Raw genomic sequence first — 15890 nt, 5'->3', positions numbered from 1 at the left:
ATTAGTTCAACTAATCTTTTGCAAAAAAACGCAAAAGAAGTTTCACTTTATTATAGTCTATCCAAAAATGGGTCGCAAATAGGTGTTTGGCGGGGAATAATATTTGTCAAATCGCGATGAATTGGCTAACATGAAAGAGGAAGGATTAGAGGTGAATAGTATGGAAGCAAAAACGATGAAAGATATGCAGAAAGAAGTAGATGCATATATTGGTCAGTTTAAAGAAGGTTATTTCAGTCCGCTTGCAATGATGGCTCGTTTAACGGAAGAAATGGGAGAGCTTGCAAGAGAGGTAAATCATTATTATGGTGAGAAACCGAAGAAAACAACTGAAAAAGAAAGAAGTATTGAAGAAGAGCTTGGAGATGTATTATTTGTTATGATTTGTATGGCAAATAGTTTAAATATTGATTTAGAGACAGCACATAACATTGTAATGAATAAATTTAATACACGTGATAAAGATCGCTGGACACGTATTGATGAGGGAGAGAAAGAATAATGAAAGAAATTAAAGTAATTATCGCCGGACCAAGAGGACGTATGGGACATGAAGCAGTTCTTCTTATGGAAAGAACGGAACATTTTAATTTAGTAGCAGCAGTGGATTATAAGCATGGTGGTGAGAAGATTTCTGATTTACCTGGCATGCCAGCATTACATGCACCGATTTACGCTGATTTACATACTTGTTTAGATGAAGTAGAAGCAGATGTGTTGTTAGATTTAACAACACCAGAAGTGGGGAAACAACACGTTACACTTGCAGTTGAGCGTGGACTTCGTTCGGTTATTGGTACAACTGGATTTACAGAAGAAGAATTGGCACGTTTAACAGAGAATGCAAAAGAAAAAGCAGTAGGAACAATTATTGCTCCAAACTTTGCAATTGGTGCAGTTCTTATGATGAAATTCTCACAAATGGCAGCGAAATATTTCCAAGATGTTGAGGTAATTGAATTACATCATGATCAAAAATTAGACGCACCATCTGGTACAGCTGTAAAAACGGTAGAGTTAATTCGTCAAAATCGTGAATCAAAGCAGCAAGGTCATCCAAATGAAGTAGAGCAACTAGCAGGTGCACGTGGTGCAAATGTAGACGGTATTCACATTCATAGTGTACGTTTGCCAGGGCTTATTGCACACCAAGAAGTAATGTTCGGTGGAGATGGACAAATGTTAACAGTTCGTCATGATTCATTCAATCGTGCATCATTTATGTCAGGTGTAAAACTATCAATTGAGACAGTAATGAACCTTGATCATCTTGTGTACGGTTTAGAAAATATTATCGACTAAAGGGGAGACAACGGATGAAAATTGCCTTAATCGCACATGACAAAAAGAAAAATGATATGGTTTCGTTTGCATACGCATATAAACCAATTTTTGAACAACATGAATTATTTGCAACAGGAACGACAGGGCTTCGTATTATGGAAGCGACTGGATTAGTTGTAACAAGATATCAATCTGGCCCTCTTGGTGGAGATCAAGAAATTGGTGCAATGATTGCAAAGAACGACTTAGATATGGTGATTTTCTTCCGCGATCCATTAACAGCACAGCCGCATGAACCGGATGTGAATGCATTGCTTCGTTTATGTGATGTATATGCGATTCCACTTGCAACGAATATGGCAAGTGCTGAAATGTTAATGCACGCATTAGAGCGAGGAGATTTAGATTATCGTAAGTTAAGAAAATGAGGGGAACAATTATGAGTGGATTACATATATTAGCGTTTGGTGCTCATGCCGATGATGTTGAAATCGGCATGGCTGGTACCATCGCTAAATATACAAAGCAAGGGTATGAAGTAGGTATTTGTGATTTAACAGAAGCTGATCTTTCTTCAAATGGAACGATAGAGTTGAGAAAAGAAGAAGCGAAGGTCGCAGCTCGTATAATGGGAGTAAAAACGAGGCTGAATTTAGCGATGCCAGACCGTGGTTTGTATATGAAAGAAGAGTATATACGTGAAATTGTCAAGGTGATCCGTACATATAAACCAAAACTAGTTTTTGCCCCGTACTATGAAGATCGCCATCCAGATCATGCAAATTGTGCAAAGCTTGTGGAAGAGGCTATTTTTTCAGCAGGAATCCGTAAATATATGCCGGAACTTTCACCACATCGTGTGGAGTCTTTTTATAATTATATGATTAATGGTTTTCATAAACCGAATTTTTGTATAGATATAAGTGAGTACCTCTCTATAAAGGTGGAAGCATTAGAAGCGTATGAAAGTCAGTTTTCAACAGGGAGCGATGGTGTTAAGACACCGTTAACAGAAGGTTACGTTGAAACTGTGATCGCTCGTGAGAAGATGTTTGGAAAAGAAGTTGGAGTCTTGTATGCCGAGGGATTTATGAGTAAGAAACCGGTTTTATTACATGCTGATTTATTAGGGGGATGTAAATGAAATTAAAAATAGGTATTACATGTTATCCTTCTGTAGGTGGTTCTGGAGTTGTTGGAACAGAATTAGGAAAGCAATTGGCGGAACGTGGGCATGAAATTCACTTTATTACATCGGGTTTACCATTCCGGTTAAATAAAGTATATCCAAACATTTATTTTCATGAAGTGACGGTAAATCAATACTCTGTATTTCAATATCCACCATACGATTTAGCGTTAGCAAGTAAAATGGCCGAGGTTGCACAAAGAGAAAACTTAGACATTTTACATGTGCATTACGCAATACCACATGCAATTTGTGCATATTTAGCAAAACAAATGATCGGAGAGCGTATTAAAATTGTTACAACCTTACATGGAACAGATATTACTGTGTTAGGTTCCGACCCTTCGTTAAATAATTTAATTCGTTTTGGTATTGAGCAATCAGATGTTGTCACTGCTGTCTCGCATTCATTAATTAACGAAACACATGAGCTTGTAAAACCAAGTAAAGAAATTCAAACGGTATATAACTTTATAGACGAACGTGTATATTTCAAGCGTAATATGTCTCAATTAAAGAAAGAATATGGTATAAGTGAGAGTGAAAAAGTACTTATTCATATTTCGAATTTCCGTAAAGTGAAACGTGTGCAGGATGTTGTTCAGGCATTTGCTAAAATTGTTAAAGAAGTAGATGCGAAGTTGCTTCTTGTTGGAGACGGACCAGAATTCTGTACGATTTTACAGATAGTGAAAAATTTACATATTGAAGATCGCGTTTTATTCCTAGGGAAGCAAGATAATGTTGCAGAACTACTTGCGATGAGTGATTTAATGTTGCTTCTATCAGAGAAGGAAAGTTTTGGTCTTGTTTTATTAGAAGCAATGGCGTGTGGTGTACCTTGTATCGGAACGCGGGTTGGAGGTATTCCAGAGGTTATTCAACACGGGGAAACAGGATATTTATGTGAAGTTGGCGATACAACAGGAGTGGCAAATCAAGCTATTCAGCTATTAAAGGACGAGGAACTTCACCGTAATATGGGAGAGCGAGCAAGAGAAAGTGTTTATGAGCAATTTCGCTCAGAAAAAATTGTTTCACAATATGAAACGATTTACTATGACGTACTAAGGGATGACAAAAATGGAAAGATTTAAAAAAGCTAGTTCTATTATTGAGACATTAAAGCAACAAGGACATGAGGCTTACTTTGTTGGTGGGAGCGTACGAGATCTTATTATCGATAGGCCGATTGGAGATATTGATATTGCGACATCTGCTCTACCAGAAGAAGTGATGGCTATATTCCCAAGAAATGTTCCTGTTGGTCTTGAGCATGGAACTGTAATTGTTGTAGAAAATGGTGAGCCTTATGAGGTAACTACTTTTCGAACAGAAAGCGAATATGAAGATTTTCGAAGACCTAGTAGTGTTCAATTTGTTCGTTCATTAGAAGAGGATTTAAAACGTCGTGATTTCACGATGAATGCAATTGCTATGACAGAAGAAGGCAAAATGGTTGATTTATTTGCTGGACAGGAAGCCATTCAACAGAGAGAAATTGTGACAGTTGGAAATGCTGCGGATCGTTTTCAAGAAGATGCCCTGCGAATGATGCGTGGTATTCGGTTTGTAAGCACGTTAGGTTTTTCATTAGAAATGAAAACGAAGCAAGCGATTGAAACGCATGGGCATTTGCTAGAACATATAGCAATTGAGCGTATTACAGTAGAGTTTGAGAAACTGTTAACTGGTACCTATTGTGTGAAAGGTCTCAAAGAATTAGTAGAGACGAAGCTATTTTCTCATTTGCCATATTTACAAATGTCAGAAGAGAGACTGTTAAAAGCTACGCAGTATAAATGGGATTCTTTCGAAACGGATATTGAGGCGTGGGCATTTTTCTTATATTGTATCGGAGAAGAACATCCATCTGTCTTTTTACGTCAATGGAAGTTTTCGAATAAAAAAATAAAAGATATTGTTGCAGTTTTATTGGCAATTCGTACTAGAAAGGAGAAGGATTGGGATACAGTCCTTCTTTATAAAACGGGAATTCATATCGCTGAAATGGCAGAGAGAGTATATGAAGCGATGATTGAAAGCTATGATCCTACATCTGTTGAACGAGTACAATCAATGTTTCATGCATTGCCAATCCAGGAGCGTCAAGAAATGAATGTGACTGGTAATGATTTATTAAACTGGGCAAACAAAAAGCCTGGTCCGTGGGTTGCTGAAATGCTTCAGAAAATCGAAGAAGCAATCGTACAAGGAAACGTAGTTAATGAGAAAGAGCGTATAAGGGAGTGGCTGCAAGGATGCAATCTACTATAAGAAAGCAGTTATTGCAAGTTTTTTCTGAAGCGGATGGCGAGTTTGTATCCGGCCAAACAATTAGTGATAAACTTGGTTGTTCAAGAACTGCTGTGTGGAAACATATGGAGGATCTCCGGAGTGAGGGATATGAACTTGAAGCTGTGCGCCGATTAGGTTACCGAATTGCAAGTAAGCCAGACAAAGTGACTGCTAATGAAATTCAGTTAGGGCTACAAACGAAGCGGATTGGTAGAACAGTGTATTTTGAAGAAACTGTTGAATCAACGCAGCACATTGCAGCAAAACTTGCTTATGAAGGTGCAGAAGAAGGAACTGTCGTTGTAGCAGAAGAACAAACAGCGGGAAGAGGTCGTTTAAGCAGAAAATGGCATTCACCAAAAGGAACAGGGATTTGGATGAGTATTATTTTACGCCCATCAATCCCAGTTCATCATGCACCGCAACTTACTTTGTTAGCGGCTGTTAGTGTTGCACAGGCAATTGAAAAATGTACAGGTGTAAACGTAGGAATAAAATGGCCAAATGATATTTTAATTCAAGGTAAAAAGGCTGTAGGTATATTAACAGAAATGCAAGCGGATCCTGATAAAATTAATGCTGTCATTATGGGCATCGGTATTAATGCGAATCAAAAGCAAGAACATTTTGATGAAGAAATTCAGCACATTGCTACTTCATTAGCGATTGAATCAGGTAAGCCGATTGTTCGTGCAGAACTTATGCAACAAATCTATTTACAACTAGAAAAATTATATGAAGAGTATTTACAAAATGGTTTCTCTGTCATTAAAATTCTTTGGGAAAGTTACGCTGTGAGCATCGGGAAAGAAATTACCGCTCGAACAATGAGAGAGACGATTACGGGTGTAGCAAAAGGAATTACAGAGGATGGTGTATTGCTTCTAGAAGACCATGAAGGAAAAGTACATCATATTCATTCTGCAGATATCGAAATTAAGTAAAAGAAGTTCCTCTTTTGGAACTTCTTTTTATTTCAATAGTTTTGAGTTGAATTTGTAACATGATAATAAATTCTTTTCATATTTAAAGTTCATTTCAAAATAGCTTCCGTCGAGTTGACCTGGCATGTTATTTGACGATTACTTTGCCTGTCATTCCTTTAAGAAGATGGTATCGACATATTAATTCATATGTACCAGTATTTTTAGGTTTCACGGTAATATTCTTTTCTTTTCCTGACTGGACTACGACGTCAATACCGAGTTTTTTCACTGTAAAGGTGTGCTCGTTTTTACCTTTATTTTTCAATAGTAATGTTGTTGATCCTTCAAGCGGAATCGTTATGACATTTGGATTAAAGTAATCATCATTTAGTTCAACCTCAATCACTTTCGTTAAATCGGTGGGTTGTGTTACGACATGAACTGAGGCAAATACTTGGGAGGATCCTAAAGACATCCACCATACAATCATTACAAGCAAACTGCTGAATCGAAATAACCACCTGTTCATAGACATCTGCAATTCTCCTTTGTTAAGTACTTTCCTCAATTAACCTGCATCATTAGTTTAAGAGTTATACTATATAGTTAAATTGATTACAGAAAAAATTAACTTGGACTTTTTTAACATGCGTTGAAAAAACATGTATCTTTTCAGGATTGAATTATCCATAAAAACTGTATAGCATATATACTCTCGTGTTAAATTTCATATACCGTAATAAGAATAAAAAATTATTTTTTCGAAAAAATGTAGTAATTCCTTTTTGTAGTTTGCTATAATTAGTTCGAATGTGGGCAGTATCAGAGCGAACTGCACCATGATTCGAAGTCATACGAAAAATAATAACTTGGATTCTGCCTTGATCCAATAACGGACTGGGACAGAGGGATGAATAATGCCGACTAACACACAACCCTTCTGCCCTTTTATGGCCAGAGGGGTTTTTTTATATGATTTCGGCCATCTCCTCTCTCCTGCATAAAGGAGGAGTAGTTTTTGAAAACAAAAACAGATTTTTTGAAGATGAAAGAGCAAGGTGAGCCGATTACAATGCTAACGGCGTATGATTATCCATCTGCTAAATTAGCAGAAGAAGCTGAAGTTGATATGATTCTAGTTGGAGATTCTCTTGGAATGGTTGTACTCGGATACGATTCAACAGTACCTGTAACAGTAGAGGATATGATTCATCATACGAAAGCTGTACGCCGCGGAGCGAAAGAGACGTTTATTGTAACTGATATGCCATTTATGTCGTATCACGTATCATTACAAGAAACGATGGTGAATGCACGCCGCATCGTTCAAGAGAGCGGGGCACACGCACTGAAGGTAGAAGGTGCTGGAGAAGTTATATCGACGATTCAATATTTGACGAACGCAGGAATTCCTGTTGTAGCGCATTTAGGTTTAACCCCTCAATCTGTAGGAGTGTTGGGTGGATATAAAGTGCAAGGAAAAGATGCGGAGAGTGCAAAAAAATTAATAGAAGATGCAAAGAAATGTGAAGAAGCTGGTGCAATAGCGCTTGTGTTAGAATGTGTACCAATGCAGTTAGCAGAACTTATTTCAGAGCAACTAACAATACCGACAATTGGGATTGGCGCAGGACAAAAAGTAGATGGGCAAGTGCTTGTTTATCATGATCTTATCTCATACGGCGTAAATCGTGTTCCGAAATTTGTGAAGCAATATACGTCTGTTCAAGAGGAGATTGTGCGTGGGATTTCACAATATGTTACTGAAGTAAAGACAAGGCAATTTCCTGAAGAAAAACATTCGTTCACAATGAAAGAGGAAGAATGCTTAGCGTTATATGGAGGAAAACAATAATGAAAATCGTAACTACAGTGCAAGAGATGCAGCAAATTACGAGCGAACTTCGTGCAAGTGGAAAGAGTATTGGTTTTGTTCCAACAATGGGTTATTTACATGAAGGCCATGCTACTTTATTACGTAAGGCAAGAGAAGAAAATGAAACTGTAGTTTTAAGTGTATTTGTAAACCCACTACAATTTGGCCCAAATGAAGATTTAGATCGATATCCTCGTGATATTGATAGAGATGAAAATGTAGCAAAAGAAAACGGTGTAGATTATTTATTTTATCCGAGTGTAGAAGAAATGTATCCAGCAGAACAAACAACAACGGTAGAAGTTGTGAAGCGCACGGACGTATTATGCGGTCAACAAAGACCTGGTCATTTTGCTGGTGTTGCAACTGTACTAATGAAACTATTTAATATTACGCTGCCAAAGCGTGCTTATTTCGGTATGAAAGATGCTCAACAAGTTGCAGTAATTGAAGGGTTTGTAACTGATTTCAATATTCCAGTTACAATCGTACCAGTTGATATTGTAAGGGAAGAAGATGGTTTAGCGAAAAGTTCTCGTAACGTGTACCTATCACAAGATGAACGTGAAGAAGCTCTTCATTTATACCGCAGCCTATGTATAGCGAAAGAAAGAATTGAGGCAGGTGAACGTAATCCCGAAATCATTACAAATCTTGTGAAAGAGTATATTGAGACGCATACGAAAGGCACTGTAGATTATGCAGATTTATATGCATATCCGTCATTAACAATGGTAGAGAAAGTCAAAGGAAGAATCATTTTAGCTATTGCAGTTAAGTTTGAAAATGTAAGATTAATTGACAATATAACATTAACAGTTAAATAAGGGGGAGCATCTATGTTTCGCACAATGATGAGAGCAAAGTTACATCGTGCAACTGTAACGGAGGCAAATTTAAATTATGTAGGTAGTATTACAATTGATGAAGACTTAATGGATGCAGTAAATATTGTAGAAAACGAAAAAGTCCAAATTGTAAATAATAATAATGGTGCTCGCTTAGAGACATACGTTATTAAAGGGGAACGCGGTAGTGGTGTTGTTTGTTTAAACGGTGCTGCGGCAAGGCTTGTACAACCAGGGGACAAAGTAATTATTATTTGTTATGGGCTAGTTACGGAAGAAGAGATTCATAAACAAGAACCAAAAATTGCAGTATTAGACGATAATAATCAAATTATTGAAATGTTAGGTGCTGAAAAAGCGGGTACGATATTATAAGTAGAAAGGCTATCTCCATTGCGGAGATAGCTTTTTTGTGCATCTTTTCATTAAGATGAGATAAAACGTGGTATAGTAACATTATATAAATTATTGTTGTTTGAAAGGTAAGAAATTGAGGTGTTACATATATGAGTAAGCGTTATGTCGTTGTTGATTTAGAGACGACAGGGAACTCCTGGAAAGATGGGAAGGATAAAATTACCCAAATTGCAGCTGTTGTAGTAGAAGATGGAGAGATATTGGAGATTTTTTCGTCTTTTGTTAACCCAAAGAGAGAGATCCCACCATTTATTACAGAATTAACAGGGATTGATGAAAGTCTTGTAAAACAAGCCCCGTTATTTCAAGATGTAGCCCCGATGATTGTTGAGCTATTACAAGGTGCGGCTTTCGTTGCGCATAATGTTCACTTTGATTGGAATTTTTTAAATGAAGAATTAAGGCAAGCTGGATATACAGAAATACATTGTCCGAAAATCGACACGGTTGAATTGGCTCAAATTCTTTTGCCGACAGCCGATAGTTATAAATTACGTGATTTAGCTAAGAAGCATGAACTAGAGCACGATCAACCACATCGTGCGGATAGTGATGCTCTTGCAACAGCGGAATTATTTTTACAATTTTTAAATGAAATTGAAAAGTTACCACTTGTCACGTTGCAATCGCTTTATGAATTAAGTGATGTGTTCCAAAGCGATATAGCTGATGTGCTTTCTGAAAATATTTTAAAGAAAGTAATGCACGGTAAAGAAGATATAGCGGAGTATGAAATACATCGAAATATTGCGCTGAAAAAGCGGAACTATTCCTTAAACCTTGGAGAAACGTGTTCATCAAAGTTTGATGCTTTCTTGAATAAAACGATGGATAAATTGGAATCACATATGCCAAAGTTTGAAAGAAGAGAAAGTCAACAACTGATGATGAAAGAGATATATACGGCGTTAAGAGATTCTCGTTTTTCACTAATTGAAGCGGGTACAGGAACAGGAAAGACTCTTGCTTATTTGCTTCCTAGTCTTTATTTTGCAAAGAGAAAAGAAGAACCTGTCATTATAAGTACACAAACGGTACAACTCCAACAACAAATATTAGAAAAAGAAATTCCGTTATTACAAAAAATAATGCCATTTTCATTTGAGGCAGCTCTTCTAAAAGGAAGAAAGCATTATTTATGCTTACATAAATTTGAGTATGCTTTGCAAGAGGAAGAAAAAAATTATGATATGGCACTTACGAAGGCGAAGATTTTAGTTTGGCTATTGCAAACTGAAACAGGTGATCGAGACGAATTAAATATTCCTGAGGGCGGAAAGTTACTTTGGAATCGTATTTGTAGCGATGCGTATAGTCCAGGCGGTATGCAAAGTAATTGGTTTAGTCGTTGTTTTTATCAGCGAGCGAAGAATAAAGCTTTATTTGCAGATATCGTTATTACAAATCATGCGTTATTATTTCAAGATTTTTCAAGTGAAGAACCGTTGTTTGCTTCATGCGAACATATTATTTTTGATGAAGCTCACCATATTGAAGAAGCTGCGAGTAGAACATTGGGTGAACAGTTCTCTTGTATGTATTTTCAATTGGTTATATCTCGTCTTGGGACGCTAGAAACAGAAGATGTACTCTCCAAAGTATATAAAATGATGAAAAAATCAGAGCAAGCATCTCGTTCAACTTTCCGTATGATAAGTTATAGTTTGAAGGAACTTAAGTTTGATGCGGATGAACTCTTCCAAATGTTACGTACTTTTATATTTAAACAAACAAAGCAAGAGCAAGGAACGAATAATATGCCGCTCATCTATAGGTATAACGCAGAACTAGAAAAAGGTAAGTTGTGGGATAGTATCGTCGAATTAACAAATCGTTTTATATATGAATTAAGAAGGGTAGTAACTGCTCTTGAGAAGCAAGTGGATATATTGCAAAGTAAGTTAGAATGGGAGATGCATGTTGTAACAGGTGAATTTATGCATTTAATTGAGTTGCTGAGAAAGATGGCAGAATCATTACAGTTACTCGTATTAGAAAAGAATTCGTATGTAACTTGGATGGAGACTGAAACGAAAGGGACGATTCATTCAACAGTTCTATACGCACAGCCTGTCCATATTGGTGAAAGATTTGCTGATGAATTTTTAACAGAAAAAAAGAGTGTTATTTTTACATCCGCAACACTAACAGTTAACGATACGTTTGATTATATAAAAGAGGAACTTGGTTTACATGATTTCGCTCCAAATACATTAAAGGTTCCGTCACCATTTCGTTATGATGAACAGATGAAATTAATGGTTTCAACGGATGTACCTTTTATTAAGCAAGTAAGTAATGAGCGATATATTGAATCTGTATCGGAACATATTGCAAAGATAGCAAAAGCCACAAAAGGCAGAATGCTCGTTTTATTCACTTCGTATGAAATGTTAAAAGAAGCGTATGCGAATTTAAAAAATAATGATGAATTAGAGGGTTATTTATTACTCACCCAAAGTGTGAATAATAGAAGTCGAAGCCGCTTAATTCGAAAGTTTCAAGAGTTCGACAAATCAATTTTATTAGGGACGAGCAGTTTCTGGGAAGGAATAGATATTCCTGGAGATGCCTTAAGTTGTCTTGTTATAGTCCGTCTACCATTTACACCTCCTCATCAGCCGATGATGGAAGCGAAAGGTGAGTGGCTAAAAAATCAAGGTGAAGATGTATTCGCTAAATTAGCGCTCCCACAAGCAATATTACGTTTCAAACAAGGATTCGGCCGCTTAATTCGAACGAATACAGATACAGGAACGGTAGTAGTGTTAGATCGTCGTTTGACGAGTTCTTCCTATGGAAAACGATTTCTACAATCGATTCCTAACGTACCTCTTTATGAAGGACCATTAGAAGAATTGTTAGTACAATTAGAAGAACCATCAAATGAATAAAAATGGAAGAAAAATACGCCTGAAGTACTTATAAACTTCAGGCGTAAAAAATGTGGGTAGGAGGAATTTTATTTTTCTTACTTCTTGTATATAAAATGTGTTGGTTTTCGACTTGAAACCTTTTTTTGCTGTACATGTCCTGCTATAATAGATGGGTGATGAAGCAGGGGTTGTAAAGAATGTACTCTTATTGTAACCGCATTGCGTTCTTCTATAATTAGAAATTTTTGTGTAACGGAGGAGTTTTTTCATGGATAAGAAAATCGAAGTACTATCAACGACGCGTATTAAATATTCGTCGGATTTGTATAAAATTGTTGATAGTTTAAATCGTACGTTAAAAGAGCAGGACCTCATGTTCGGACTAGCATTAGACGAAAAAGATAAAGAAACAGCTGTATTTACGATTTACAGAACGTAGTGATACAATGAAAAAGTGGATCTTTGCAATCATTATTGTTATCGTTGCTAGCGGAATATATGGGGCGTATGTTTATAATAAAGCGATGGGAAAGAAAATTCCAAAAGAGTCGAAATTTGTAGAAATTGCTAAAGAAAAAGCAAAGCTTACAAAGGTGAAATCTGTTGATTATTACAACGGAAAATCTGCATATATAGTCGTGCAAGGTACAGATGAAAAGGGAGAACAACTTATCGTTTGGGTGCCTGAGAAAAAAGGGGATACTGTAGTAAGGAAAAAGAGCGAAGGTATTTCTGAAAAAGAGGCTATACAAAGAACAATAGAGCAAGTCGGCAATGAAAGTAAGGAATCAAAAAGTAAGCCGAAAGAGATTATGAAAGTGAAATTAGGCTTTGAAAATGATGTACCACTATGGGAAGTTACATATATTGATGATGACAATCGTTATAGTTATTACTATCTTGAATTTAAAGATGGAAAATTTTTAAGACGATATAGCATTGAAAAATAGATGTAGGGGGAACTACAAATGAAATTAGCAAAGCGAGTAGCTGCTTTAACACCGTCTTCAACTTTAGAAATTACAGCAAAGGCACAAGCATTAAAAGCAGAGGGTCATGATGTAATTGGATTAGGGGCAGGGGAACCTGACTTTAATACACCAGAGCATATTATGGATGCTGCACATAAAGCGATGTTAGAAGGGCATACGAAGTATACACCAACAGGTGGATTACAATCGTTAAAACAAGAAATTGTGAAGAAATTTACTCGCGATCAAGGTATTGCGTATGATCCATCTGAAATTATTGTATGTAATGGTGCAAAGCATGCATTATATACATTATTCCAAGTATTACTTGATGAGGGAGATGAAGTTATCATCCCAACTCCTTACTGGGTAAGCTATCCAGAGCAAGTAAAGCTTGCTGGCGGTAAGCCGGTTTATGTAGAAGGTTTAGAAGACAATGAGTACAAAATTACAGCAAAGCAGCTGCGTGAGGCAATTACAGAGAAAACGAAAGCAGTTATTATTAATTCACCGAGCAATCCAACAGGAATGATTTATAGCAAAGAAGAATTACAACAGCTTGGAGAAGTATGTTTAGAACATGATATTTTAATCGTTTCTGATGAAATTTATGAAAAATTAATTTATGGTGGCGTAGAATATACTTCAATTGCCCAGCTTTCTAATGCATTAAAAGAACAAACACTTATTATTAATGGTGTATCTAAATCTCATTCTATGACAGGATGGCGTATTGGATATGCTGCAGGAAATAAGCAGCTTATTAAAGCAATGACGAATTTAGCGAGTCATAGTACGTCAAACCCTACTTCAATCGCTCAATACGGCGCAATTGCGGCATATGCAGGCTCACAAGAACCTGTGGAAACAATGCGTCAAGCCTTTGAAGAGAGATTAAACATCATTTATGATAAATTAATTCAAATCCCTGGCTTTACTTGTATTAAACCGCAAGGGGCATTTTACTTATTCCCTAACGTAAAAGAAGCTGTAGCTTTATCAGGATATGCAACAGTTGATGATTGGGCAAAAGCTCTATTAGAAGAGGAAAAAGTGGCTCTTGTACCAGGTACAGGATTTGGTGCTCCAAATAATGTTCGTTTATCATATGCGACATCTCTTGAACAAGTAGAGAAAGCATTAGAGCGCATCCATACATTTATGAAAAGTAAAGTGCAAGCTTAATTTTATATTTCATTCATGTAATATAAAAAACCTCCCTATTAATGGGGAGGTTTTTTTGACGGATTGTGGCAAAAAGAAATAGCTAAAGGTGTGTTATACTAGAGAGCGAGGTGTTTGGTGATGAAAAAGAAAATGATGTTACAGTGGTTTGAGCAGGGAAGCATTGCAATTCCAAAATTGCTTATGATGCATTATAAAAAATTAGGTTTAAATGAGACGGAATTTATGGTTGTACTTCATGTACACACATTTTTAGAATCAGGTAATTCGTTTCCGACTCCTTCAGAGATTTCTGAACGGATGACGATAACGGAAATGAAATGTATGGAAGTAATTCAGACGTTGATTCAAAAAGGTTTTTTATCACTAGAAGGTGGACAAAGATCAGAAGCGATGATGTGCGAAAGTTATTCTTTACAACCGTTATGGGAAAAAATATTACATTTCTTAATGGATGAATCAATAGAGGAAGAGCAAAAAGAAAAAAAACAGCTACAAGTAAATTTATATACAGTATTTGAAAAAGAATTTGGAAGACCACTTTCGCCGTTCGAATGTGAAACGTTAGGGATGTGGGAGGACCAAGATCAACATCATCCAAATTTAATTCAAGCGGCTCTTAGAGAAGCTGTAATGAGTGGAAAACTAAATTTCCGATATATTGATCGTATTTTATTTGAGTGGAAAAAGAATGGAATTAAAACGGTAGATCAGGCTCAAAATCAAGGTCAAAAATTTAGAGCGAATCAACAAAGGGCACAACAAATGACAAAACAAGAGACGAAATTTACTGGAAAAGTGCCTTTTTATAATTGGTTGGAGCAGTAATATAGGAGGAAAAATATGCTTAACAAAACGCAAATCCGTTATTGTTTAGACACAATGGCGGATATGTATCCAGAAGCACATTGTGAATTGGTTCATGATAATCCATTTGAACTTGTAATCGCGGTGGCGTTATCTGCACAATGTACGGATGTACTTGTAAATAAAGTGACAAGAAATTTATTTCAAAAATATAAAACACCAGAAGATTATTTAAGTGTTTCTCTAGAAGAATTACAACAAGATATACGCTCTATCGGATTGTATAGAAATAAAGCAAAAAACATTCAAAAATTATGCCGAATGTTATTAGATGACTATAATGGAGAAGTACCGAACGATCGAGATGAACTTACGAAATTACCAGGTGTAGGAAGGAAAACAGCGAATGTTGTAGTTTCCGTAGCGTTTGGAATTCCGGCAATTGCTGTTGATACACATGTGGAGCGAGTGAGTAAACGATTAGCTATGTGTAGATGGAAAGACTCTGTGTTAGAAGTAGAAAAAACATTAATGAAGAAAGTACCAATGGATGAGTGGGGAGTTACACATCATCGTATGATTTTCTTTGGACGTTATCATTGTAAAGCACAACGACCGCAATGTGAGGAATGCAGACTGTTAGAAGTATGTCGTGAAGGAAAGAAGCGAATGAAGGTGAAATAAAGGATGGAACGAGTTATAGAAATACCGAAAGAATTTCACTGTTTACCATTTTTTAAAGAAAGTGTAAATTTAATTAAGTATCATACAGACAATTCTTTTGAAGAGATAATACAAAATACTTACTTTATATTTGATATTGAAAGACAGTATGAGCCATGGAAGGAAATTGAAAACAGCATTCCAGCGATGTTGAATGTATGGAAAAATAAGCATGAAGACATTGCTATACTGTTTCGAAATAGAAATAAGCAAGAGGCTGAGGGACCAATGATTCTTTTTGCAGCTCACTTGTTATCGGTTGTCTATTGGCTAAATGAACAACCTGTTCATAGTTTGAATGAAATGCAAATAAATACGAATAAATTAAAAGTGCAACCTGTTAATTTTATGGAAAGATATTCATTCATTATAAAGAAACCGAGTAATTATCATTCTTATATTCAATTAGCGCAGTTGTATATCGAAATAGAAAAGCTGTATGTAAAGAAAATGATAACAAAAAAGAAGTCCGCTTCTCGTTAAGAGAAAC

Annotated in this window: 18 protein-coding genes; 17 read left to right on the top strand and 1 reads right to left on the bottom strand. The window is 36.3% G+C overall.

From position 1 onward, the window contains the following. The first annotated feature begins 160 nt into the window (after nt 1-160). Genes ACTFR8_RS06520 through ACTFR8_RS06490 form a run of 7 tightly spaced genes read left to right on the top strand, consistent with a single transcriptional unit; the run spans nt 161 to nt 5715 of the window. Complete coding sequence (locus ACTFR8_RS06520) at nt 161-502, top strand: nucleotide pyrophosphohydrolase (RefSeq protein ID WP_002108639.1); 342 nt, start codon at nt 161-163, stop codon at nt 500-502. Further along, on the top strand, nt 502-1302 hold the full coding sequence (gene dapB, locus ACTFR8_RS06515; protein ID WP_000658810.1) for a dihydrodipicolinate reductase: 801 nt from the start codon (nt 502-504) through the stop codon (nt 1300-1302). Before ACTFR8_RS06520 ends, dapB begins: the two co-directional genes overlap by 1 nt. 14 nt (nt 1303-1316) lie before the next feature. Then, nucleotides 1317-1712 (top strand): methylglyoxal synthase, encoded by a 396-nt coding sequence (gene mgsA / locus ACTFR8_RS06510; protein WP_000684765.1) that lies wholly within the window; start codon nt 1317-1319, stop codon nt 1710-1712. An 11-nt stretch (nt 1713-1723) separates the two neighbouring features. Beyond that, nucleotides 1724-2428 (top strand): bacillithiol biosynthesis deacetylase BshB1, encoded by a 705-nt coding sequence (gene bshB1, locus ACTFR8_RS06505; protein WP_000015673.1) that lies wholly within the window; start codon nt 1724-1726, stop codon nt 2426-2428. Further along, the gene (gene bshA, locus ACTFR8_RS06500) at nt 2425-3570 is read left to right on the top strand and encodes an N-acetyl-alpha-D-glucosaminyl L-malate synthase BshA (protein ID WP_000768305.1); all 1146 of its coding nucleotides are present in this window, start codon (nt 2425-2427) and stop codon (nt 3568-3570) included. The genes bshB1 and bshA overlap by 4 nt, the downstream gene beginning before the upstream one ends. Beyond that, complete coding sequence (locus ACTFR8_RS06495; RefSeq protein WP_000439317.1) at nt 3557-4750, top strand: CCA tRNA nucleotidyltransferase; 1194 nt, start codon at nt 3557-3559, stop codon at nt 4748-4750. The genes bshA and ACTFR8_RS06495 overlap by 14 nt, the downstream gene beginning before the upstream one ends. After that, entirely contained in the window at nt 4735-5715 is a 981-nt protein-coding gene (locus ACTFR8_RS06490; protein WP_001192064.1) for a biotin--[acetyl-CoA-carboxylase] ligase, read from the top strand. The genes ACTFR8_RS06495 and ACTFR8_RS06490 overlap by 16 nt, the downstream gene beginning before the upstream one ends. A 127-nt stretch (nt 5716-5842) precedes the next feature. On the opposite strand, the gene ACTFR8_RS06485 is transcribed toward ACTFR8_RS06490, so the two are convergent. Further along, nucleotides 5843-6232, bottom strand: coding sequence for a cupredoxin domain-containing protein (locus tag ACTFR8_RS06485; protein ID WP_000062393.1), 390 nt, complete (start codon nt 6230-6232; stop codon nt 5843-5845). Between the two features lie 483 nt (nt 6233-6715). On the opposite strand from ACTFR8_RS06485, the gene panB reads away from it, so the two are divergent. From panB to ACTFR8_RS06435, 10 genes are all read left to right on the top strand, one after another. Continuing rightward, entirely contained in the window at nt 6716-7552 is an 837-nt protein-coding gene (gene panB / locus ACTFR8_RS06480; RefSeq protein ID WP_000851108.1) for a 3-methyl-2-oxobutanoate hydroxymethyltransferase, read from the top strand. Beyond that, nucleotides 7552-8400, top strand: coding sequence for a pantoate--beta-alanine ligase (gene panC, locus ACTFR8_RS06475; protein WP_000707027.1), 849 nt, complete (start codon nt 7552-7554; stop codon nt 8398-8400). Before panB ends, panC begins: the two co-directional genes overlap by 1 nt. A gap of 12 nt (nt 8401-8412) precedes the next feature. Then, nucleotides 8413-8796, top strand: a complete 384-nt coding sequence (gene panD, locus ACTFR8_RS06470; protein WP_000490182.1) for an aspartate 1-decarboxylase — start codon at nt 8413-8415, stop codon at nt 8794-8796. A gap of 131 nt (nt 8797-8927) precedes the next feature. Next, the gene (gene dinG / locus ACTFR8_RS06465) at nt 8928-11732 is read left to right on the top strand and encodes an ATP-dependent DNA helicase DinG (RefSeq protein ID WP_000044957.1); all 2805 of its coding nucleotides are present in this window, start codon (nt 8928-8930) and stop codon (nt 11730-11732) included. Nucleotides 11733-11982: 250 nt separating this feature from the next. After that, nucleotides 11983-12153: a YpmA family protein gene (locus ACTFR8_RS06460; RefSeq protein ID WP_000358352.1), complete on the top strand. Its 171-nt coding sequence runs from the start codon at nt 11983-11985 to the stop codon at nt 12151-12153. A 7-nt stretch (nt 12154-12160) separates the two neighbouring features. After that, nucleotides 12161-12664, top strand: coding sequence for a cell wall elongation regulator TseB-like domain-containing protein (locus tag ACTFR8_RS06455; protein ID WP_000758739.1), 504 nt, complete (start codon nt 12161-12163; stop codon nt 12662-12664). Between the two features lie 18 nt (nt 12665-12682). Further along, on the top strand, nt 12683-13870 hold the full coding sequence (gene aspB, locus ACTFR8_RS06450; RefSeq protein WP_000761571.1) for an aspartate transaminase AspB: 1188 nt from the start codon (nt 12683-12685) through the stop codon (nt 13868-13870). A gap of 120 nt (nt 13871-13990) precedes the next feature. Further along, nucleotides 13991-14698, top strand: a complete 708-nt coding sequence (dnaD, locus tag ACTFR8_RS06445; RefSeq protein ID WP_000728552.1) for a DNA replication protein DnaD — start codon at nt 13991-13993, stop codon at nt 14696-14698. A gap of 15 nt (nt 14699-14713) precedes the next feature. Continuing rightward, nucleotides 14714-15361 carry an endonuclease III gene (nth, locus tag ACTFR8_RS06440; protein WP_000933034.1) on the top strand — a complete coding sequence of 216 codons (648 nt, stop codon included), beginning with the start codon at nt 14714-14716 and terminating at the stop codon, nt 15359-15361. 3 nt (nt 15362-15364) lie between these two features. Further along, nucleotides 15365-15883, top strand: coding sequence for a YpoC family protein (locus ACTFR8_RS06435; RefSeq protein WP_000442650.1), 519 nt, complete (start codon nt 15365-15367; stop codon nt 15881-15883). Nucleotides 15884-15890 lie beyond the last annotated feature (7 nt).

The sequence above is a fragment of the Bacillus cereus group sp. MYBK15-3 genome, assembly GCF_051916765.1.
In the GTDB taxonomy this organism is placed as follows: Bacteria; Bacillota; Bacilli; order Bacillales; family Bacillaceae_G; genus Bacillus_A; species Bacillus_A cereus.
The sequence above is the reverse complement of the archived record's forward strand: the minus strand, read 5'-3'. Positions and strand labels throughout refer to the sequence as shown.